Genomic DNA, 7,784 nt, shown 5'->3' with positions numbered 1-7,784 from the left:
CCCGCCCCGCCAACAAGCAGCCCCGCAGCTTTTGACGTTGCCGTTGCCGTCGACGTTGCCCTGGCTTCAAAGCACGGCCGCAGGCCGGACACGCTTTACTTCAGCTTGATCTCGCGCAGGCGCTCTTCGAGGAAGCCATGGGCGGTGATCGGCTCCGGGTACCGGCTCGGGTTTTCCGGGGTGATGCACGAGGGCAGCACGTCGATCAGGTAATCCGGGTTCGGATGCAGGAAGAACGGCACCGAATAGCGCGGCTGGCGTGCCAGCTCGCCCGGCGGATTGACCACGCGGTGGATGGTCGAGGGATACACATGGTTGGTCAGGCGCTGCAGCATGTCGCCGATGTTGACCACGATGGTGTCCGCATCCGAAGTGAACGGCACCCACTTTCCATCATGCGACTGCACTTCCAGACCCGCGGCACTGGCACCGACCAGCAGCGTGATGAAGTTGATGTCGCCATGCGCGCCCGCACGCACGTTCGGAATGTCGTCGGTGGTGATCGGCGGGTAATGGATCGGACGCAGGATCGAATTGCCGTTGTTGGTCTTGTCGGCGAAGAAATCCTCCGGCAGGCCGATGTGCAGCGCCAATGCCGACAGCACGCGCGAACCCAGGTGGTCCAACGCCTGGTACAACGCGTAACCGCGCTCACGGAACTCCGGCACTTCGCTCGGCCACAGGTTCGGCGCCATCACCTCGCGGTACTTGGAATCATCGGGAATCTCGCGCCCGATGTGCCAGAACTCCTTCAGGTCGAAATGGCTCGAGCCCTTCGCCGTTTCCACGCCGAACTGGGTGTAGCCACGTGCACCGCCGCTGCCGGCCACGTGGTAGCGGCGCTTGACCTCTTCGGGAAGCGCGAAGAACGCCTTGAAGACGTCGTACGCCGCGTCGATGTCGGTCTGCGGAATGCCATGGTTGCGGATGCCAGCGAAACCCCACTGACGGTACGCGGCACCCAGCTCGGCGACGAATGCGTCACGGTCGGTGTCGAAGCGGGTGATGTCGAGGGTAGGGATCTGGCTCACAGCGGTACCTGGTTGGTCATGGGTCTGGGCAGCGGCACGCGCTGCCGACGGGCCGCGTTCCGTGCCTGCATTGTGACAGATCAGGCATGCGCTCGTTGCCCTCCAGGCTGCACCTGGAGCGCCCCCAGCGTGTCGCATCAGGCGTGCCGGCGCACACGGAACACTGCTCAGACCAGTCCGATGGCGTCCACGAACGTCGCAGTAGACCCTGTTGACCTCGGGCCGACGCTACGGCGCTCAAACGCCCGCGTCGTCCGCGTCACGCTGGCTTACCACTCCGATCATTCACACCGGCCCCGTCTCATGCAACGTCCCCTGAGCATCCTGCATACCGAAGCGGCGATGGGCCTGGGTGGCCAGGAGATCTACATCTTCCGCCACATGATCGCGATGCGGGCACGCGGCCATGCTGTCTCGCTGTTGTGCCAGCCAGGCGCCCGCCTGGGTGCATTGGCGCAGGCGAATGGATTTACCGTGCACCGGCTGCGGATGGGCGGGCTGGTCCGGCTGCTTCGGGGAATCGGCCGGGTAGCCGCGCTGGTAAGAGCGCATCGCTTCGATGTCGTGAACACGACCAGCCGGCGCGACGCGCTGATCGCCGCCGCCGGTGCGCGCCTGGCGCGGGCTCCGCTGGTGATCCGCTCACGCCACCTGATGAGTCCGGTCAATTCGCTGCTGACCTACACCGGCCTGCCCCACCGCGTGCTGACCGTCAGCCGCTTCGTGAAGCAGCAGCTGGTCGAACGCGGGATCCACGATGGGCATATCGGCGTGGTACCGCCCATCGCGATTCCACCGCAGTGGCATGGCGTGCGCGGCCCGGATCCGTGGCAGTGCCTGCAGGATACCCGCGTCCAGGTGCGCGCCGAGCTCGGATTCCATGCCTGCGACGTGGTGGTCGGCTGCGTCGCGGTGCTGCGTCGCCCGAAGGGCCACATGGACCTGCTGCACGCCATCGCCCCGCTCTGCCACGCCCACCCGTCGCTTCACCTTGCGGTGATCGGAGAGGGCGAGCCGGTCATGACCGAACTGCGCACCGCCCGCCAGCGCCTGGGACTGCAGCGACAGGTGCATCTGCTTGGTCACCGGGCCGATGCGCAGCGCCTGATGGCGGGACTGGACGTGTTCGCCCTTGCCACGCACAAGGAGGCGGCGGGCACCGTATTCCTGGAGGCCGCCTTCGTCGGCGTGCCCATCGTCGCCACGCGCGTTGGCGGCGTACCGGAGATGCTGCGCGAAGGTGACAACGCGCTGCTGGTCGAACCGGGTGATGCGGCCGCATTGACCACGGCGCTGCAACGCCTGGTCGAGCAGCCCGGCCTGCGCAGGAAGATGGGCCGTGCCGGCTGGGACTGGCTGCACAGCGACGAACGATTCAGCCCGGACGGGCACTGCCGCGCGACGGAAGCCTGCTACTACCACTGGCTGGAGGAACTTGGACATGCGTAAGGCCCGCAGCGTGCCGGTGTTGATGCACCATCATGTCAGCCCTTCCCCGGGGATGATCACCGTGTCCCCGGCGAACTTCGAAAGCCAGATCGCATGGCTGGCCGACACCGGCTGGACGTCGCTGACGCTGGATCAGTACGCCGGCTTCCTGGCCGGCAAGCCGGTCCCGCCCAAGTCCATCGTCATCACCTTCGACGACGGGTATCTGGACAACTGGGTGTATGCGCACCCGATCCTGCAGGCACATGGCATGCACGCGGTGGTCTTCGCCGTCACCGGCTGGATGGGTCAGGGACCGGCGCGTGCGCACGCCGGCCACGCTGGCGCGGTGCTGCCGGCCACGCCGGACCATCGTGGATGCGAAGACGCGATATTTCGCCAGGGGCAGGCCGACCGGGTGATGATGCGCTGGGACGAAGCTCGCGCAGCCATCGCCGCCGGCACCTTCGAAGTGCATTGCCATACGCACTCGCACACGCGCTGGCTGCAGCGCGCGGACCTGGACCGCGGCCAGCGCAGGAGCGGGCTGGACGCCGATCTGGCAACGGCACGCCAGGTGCTGCAGCAGGAACTGGGCAGCGTTTCGGACACCCTGTGCTGGCCCTATGGTGACTTCGACGCGGACCACGTGGAGATCGCCCGTGCGCACGGATTCCGTTACCTGCATACAACTCACCCGTTCGGCCGCAACCGGATCGGCGGCGACCCCGGGCACATCTACCGTTTCGCCGTGCGCGACCGCCCGGCCTCCTGGCTGCGCAGGCGCATCGCCTGCAGCTACCACCCGGCCCTGGCCCCCTTGTTCAACGGCTTCAAGGCCCGTCGCAGGGGCCTGCCCGCCGGCCCCTGAGCAGCGCCCAGCGGCAGCGGCCATCGGCGGAGCGATTCAAGCCGGCAAGCCGATACAATGCGCCCCCTCGATGACAGACGCCTGCCTGTCGCCCTCCCCTGCGCGATGAACCCTGCGATGCCTGCACCCCCCTCTTCCCCAAGCACACCCTCGCGGTGGCAACGCCTTGCATGGGCGAGCGTGATGACCGCCGTGGGCGCTGTGCTGGCCATCGGCATCAGCGCGGTCAATATCCCGTGGACGGCCAATCCCGGCGGAACGATCGGCAAGCTCTATCTGACACTCGCCGTACCCGGTCATTTCCTTGCCTTCGGCGCGTTGGCGATGCTGCCGGCGCTGCTGGTCGGGCTGTGGACACGCAGCACGCGTCCGCTCACGATCACCGCGGTGGTCATGCAGGGTGCCTGGCTGTGCCTGCTGCTGGTGGATGCCAAGGTCTTTGCGCTGTATCGCTTCCACCTCAATGCGATGGTGCTGAACATGGTGTTCGGCGGCGCCCTGCAGGACCAGGTCAGCCTGTCCTGGAGCAACTGGCTGCAGATCGCCGGCGTGGTCGCGGCGGTGTTCACCGCGCAGGCGCTGCTGGCCTGGGGCTGCTGGCGACTGCTGACGCCGCGCCCGTATCGCCGCTGGGTGCTGGCCGGGTGGACGGCAGCGGTGGTGCTGATGGCCGCCGGGCAGATCGCCACGGCCTACTACGATGCACGCGGCGAGCGCGCGGTGGTCAGCCAGTGGGCCTACCTGCCATGGGCACAGCCGATCACCGCCAAGCGGCAGATGCGTGCGATGGGCGTGCCGGTGGCCGACCGCGTCGCCGCGCTGACCGATCCGAAACTCAGTGAACTGGCCTACCCGAGCGCCCCGCTGCGCTGCCAGAGCCACCAGCGGCCGAACGTGCTGGTGGTGGTGCTGGAGTCGCTGCGTGCCGACGCACTGGATCCGCGCACGATGCCCGGCACCTGGGCGCTGGCGCAGCGCTCGCAGGTGTACGACCACCACTACAGCACCGGCAACGCCACCCGCTTCGGCCTGTTCGGACTGCTGTACGGGCTCCCCGGGGGCTACTGGCAGCCGATGCTGGCCGAGCAGCGCGGATCGGTCCTGTTCGACGTGCTCAAGCAGCAGGGCTACGCGCTGTACCTGCATGGCAGCGCGCCGCTGTACAGCCCGGAGTTCGACCGCACCGCGTTCGCCGACGTGCGCGAGCTGCTGCAGACGGCGCCTGCCGCGCTGAGCGTGGCCGAACGGGATCGCCACGTGGTCGACACGCTGCGCGCGGAGATCAGCTCGACCCCTGCCGGTACGCCGTGGTTCGGCTTTGCCTTCCTCGACGCCACCCACGCCCCGTACCACCTGCCCGAAGGCTACCCGGCGCTGGACACGCCGATGGCCGCGGACATCGACTTCCTGGCGCTGGACCAGGGCCACGATGCCACCCCGGAGCGCAATCGCTACCGCACCGCCGTCCACTACGCGGACAGCCTGGTCAGCCAGTTGCTGCAGTCACTGCACGAAGCCGGCGTGGAGGACAACACCATCGTGCTGGTCACGGGCGACCACGCCGAGGAATTCAACGATCTCGGGCTCAACTACTGGGGCCACAACGGCAACTTCTCCGACCACCAGCTGCAGGTGCCGTTCGTGCTGCACTGGCCCGCGATGGCCGCCTCGCGCCAGGCCCGCACCAGTTCGCACGAAGACTGGGTGCCCACGCTGATGCGGCATGGACTGGGCTGCGAAAATCCGCTGGAAGACTTCAGTACCGGCCAGGACCTGCTGGCTCCGGCACCGCCGGCCCCGCGTTCGCTGCTGGTGGAAAGCTGGTCGCAGCGCGGTATCCGCCAAGGTCCGGACACCTATGTGTTCGACAAGTTCGGCAACAGCACCGCACTGGGGCCTGACTACCTGCCGCTGCCCGTGCAACAGCCGGACACCGCCGGCCTGCGCGAAGCCTGGGACGAGCTGACCCGCTTCCGCCGGCACTGAGGCACCTCCTGCGCACGCCCGCAGGCGCCACCGTCGACCGGCGGCGCCGCGCAACGGGATCAGGCCGCGGCGGCGGCCTTCACTGCATCTGACAGGCGATCCAGCGTTTCCTGCATCAGCGTGGCCTCGTCGGCCTCCACGGTCACCCGCACCACCGGCTCGGTGCCGGACGGGCGCAGGAACGCGCGGCCGCGGCCGGCCACCGCCTGCTGGGCCTGCACGAGCGCCTGCTGCACGCTTGCGGCCTGCACGGTGGCCTTGGCCGACACGTTGCCGAGCCGCACATTGACCGTCTTCTGCGGCACCCGGGACAGCGGCTGCAGCGCCTCGCGCAGGCTCTGCCCGCTGCGGCGCAGTTCAACCAGCACCTGCAGCGCACTGACAATGGCATCGCCGGTCGTGGCGCGATCCAGGCACAGCAGATGGCCGGACGCTTCACCGCCGAGCACGCCGCCGCCTTCCACCAGCGCCTGGTGCACGTAGCGGTCGCCGACGTTGCTGCGCAGGAACGGAATCTGCAGCTTTTCCAGTGCCTGCTCCAGCCCGAAGTTGGTCATCAGCGTCCCGACCACCGGACCGCGCAGGCGGCCATTGGCCTGCCAGGCGCGGGCCAGGATGAACAGCAGGTCATCGCCGTCCACCGGGTTGCCCTGGTCGTCGGCCATCAGCACCCGGTCACCGTCACCGTCGAAGGCGATGCCCAGGTCGGCACCGGTTTCGCGCACCTTGGCGGCGAGGTTGTCGATGTGGGTCGAGCCGACGCCAGCGTTGATGTTGACGCCGTCCGGCGCCGCGCCGATGGCGATCACTTCCGCCCCCAGTTCGCGGAACAACAGCGGTGCGATGTGGTACGTGGCGCCATGCGCGCAATCCAGCACCAGCCGCACGCCGCGCAGGTCGAAGTTGCGCGGCACGCTGGCCTTGCAGAACTCGATGTAGCGACCGATCGCCTCGCGCGCGCGCATCGCCTTGCCCAGCTTCTCCGATTCGGCAGTGGTGAACGGCTCGTCGATGCCCGCTTCCAGCGCCAGTTCGGTGGCATCGTCCAGCTTCTCGCCCTGGGCGGAAAAGAACTTGATGCCGTTGTCGTAATGCGGGTTGTGCGAGGCGCTGATCACGATGCCGGCGTCCGCGCCGAGCGTACGGGTCAGGAAGGCGACCGCCGGCGTGGGCATCGGGCCGAGCAGCTGCACGTCGACCCCTGCGGCGACCAGCCCGGCCTCCAGTGCGGCTTCGAACATGTAGCCGGAAATGCGCGTGTCCTTGCCGATCACCACGATCGGGCGACGGCCTGCCGCGGCCTGCTGGGCGACCAGCACGCGGCCGAATGCATTGCCCAGCCGCAGCACGAAATCAGCCGAGATCACGCCCTGGCCGACCCGCCCGCGGATGCCGTCGGTACCGAAATACCTGCGCGCCCCCATCAGAGCGGGGCCGGTGCGGGTTCGCGGCGCATCATCGCCAACAGGTCGGAGAGGCGGTCACGCAGTTCGCGACGGTCACAGATCTGGTCGATGGCGCCGTGTTCGAGCAGGAACTCCGAGCGCTGGAAGCCTTCCGGCAGCTTCTCGCGCACGGTCTGTTCGATCACGCGGGGACCGGCGAAGCCGATCAGCGCCTGCGGCTCGGCGATGTTGATGTCGCCGAGCATCGCGAACGATGCCGACACGCCACCGGTGGTGGGATGGGTCAGCACCGAAATGTACGGCAGCCCGGCGGCACGCAGCTTGCCCAGCGCTGCAGAGGTCTTGGCCATCTGCATCAGCGAGAACAGGCCTTCCTGCATGCGCGCCCCGCCGCTGGCGGAGAAGCAGACATAGGGTGCACCGATTTCCAGCGCGGTTTCCGCGGCCAGCGCGAAGCGCTCGCCGACCACCGAGCCCATCGAGCCGCCCATGAAGGCGAAATCGAACGACGACGCCACCAGAGGGCGGCCCTTGAGCAGGCCGCGCATGGCGATCAGCGCGTCGTACTCGCCGGTGTTCTTCTGCGCGATCTTGATGCGCTCGGCGTACTTCTTCTGGTCCTTGAACTTCAGCAGGTCGTTCGGACCCAGCCGCGCGGCGATCTCGGTCATGCTGTCGGCGTCGAACAGCGAGGCCAGCCGCGCACGCGCGCGGATCGCCATGTGGTGCCCGCAGTTGGGGCAGACTTCCAGGTTCTTTTCCAGCTCCGGGCCGTAGAGCGCGCTGCCGCAGCTGCTGCACTTCTCCCACAGGCCTTCGGGGACGCTGCGCTTCTTGTTGGGGACGTTGTCGGTGCGGATGCCCGACGGCATCAACTTGCTGAGCCAACTCATGCGGGTTGCTACTTCCGTTCAGGGCGGCCCGAAGGCCGCAAAGGCCGACAGTCTAGCTCAGCCCCTCCCCACCCGTGCACCCCCACAAAACCGTGCCCCAGCGTACGTTTGCGGCGAAGCCGCCGACCATGCGGCCGCGCTACCGAGGTCACCATGAACCTGTCGAAGG

General features: G+C 68.0%; 6 protein-coding genes. 3 read left to right on the top strand and 3 right to left on the bottom strand.

Annotation, left to right across the window (positions count from 1 at the left end):
* Positions 1 to 95 precede the first annotated feature (95 nt).
* Positions 96 to 1,031, bottom strand: coding sequence for an isopenicillin N synthase family dioxygenase (locus tag ABB28_RS11720; protein ID WP_057508808.1), 936 nt, complete (start codon positions 1,029 to 1,031; stop codon positions 96 to 98).
* 303 nt (positions 1,032 to 1,334) lie between these two features.
* On the opposite strand from ABB28_RS11720, the gene ABB28_RS11715 reads away from it, so the two are divergent.
* From ABB28_RS11715 to ABB28_RS11705, 3 genes are all read left to right on the top strand, one after another.
* On the top strand, positions 1,335 to 2,480 hold the full coding sequence (locus tag ABB28_RS11715; RefSeq protein WP_057508807.1) for a glycosyltransferase family 4 protein: 1,146 nt from the start codon (positions 1,335 to 1,337) through the stop codon (positions 2,478 to 2,480).
* Positions 2,473 to 3,330 (top strand): polysaccharide deacetylase family protein, encoded by an 858-nt coding sequence (locus ABB28_RS11710; RefSeq protein ID WP_057508806.1) that lies wholly within the window; start codon positions 2,473 to 2,475, stop codon positions 3,328 to 3,330. Before ABB28_RS11715 ends, ABB28_RS11710 begins: the two co-directional genes overlap by 8 nt.
* A gap of 105 nt (positions 3,331 to 3,435) precedes the next feature.
* Positions 3,436 to 5,316 carry a DUF3413 domain-containing protein gene (locus ABB28_RS11705; RefSeq protein ID WP_057508805.1) on the top strand — a complete coding sequence of 627 codons (1,881 nt, stop codon included), beginning with the start codon at positions 3,436 to 3,438 and terminating at the stop codon, positions 5,314 to 5,316.
* Positions 5,317 to 5,375: 59 nt separating this feature from the next.
* Here ABB28_RS11705 and glmM read toward each other — a convergent pair whose 3' ends face one another.
* Positions 5,376 to 6,740: a phosphoglucosamine mutase gene (gene glmM / locus ABB28_RS11700; protein WP_057508804.1), complete on the bottom strand. Its 1,365-nt coding sequence runs from the start codon at positions 6,738 to 6,740 to the stop codon at positions 5,376 to 5,378.
* The gene (gene accD, locus ABB28_RS11695; protein WP_057508803.1) at positions 6,740 to 7,615 is read right to left on the bottom strand and encodes an acetyl-CoA carboxylase, carboxyltransferase subunit beta; all 876 of its coding nucleotides are present in this window, start codon (positions 7,613 to 7,615) and stop codon (positions 6,740 to 6,742) included. Before accD ends, glmM begins: the two co-directional genes overlap by 1 nt.
* Between the last annotated feature and the right edge of the window lie 169 nt (positions 7,616 to 7,784).

This window comes from Stenotrophomonas chelatiphaga (genome assembly GCF_001431535.1).
In the GTDB taxonomy this organism is placed as follows: Bacteria; Pseudomonadota; Gammaproteobacteria; order Xanthomonadales; family Xanthomonadaceae; genus Stenotrophomonas; species Stenotrophomonas chelatiphaga.
Note: the sequence above shows the minus strand (reverse complement) of the source record. Positions and strands in the feature narration are given on the sequence as shown.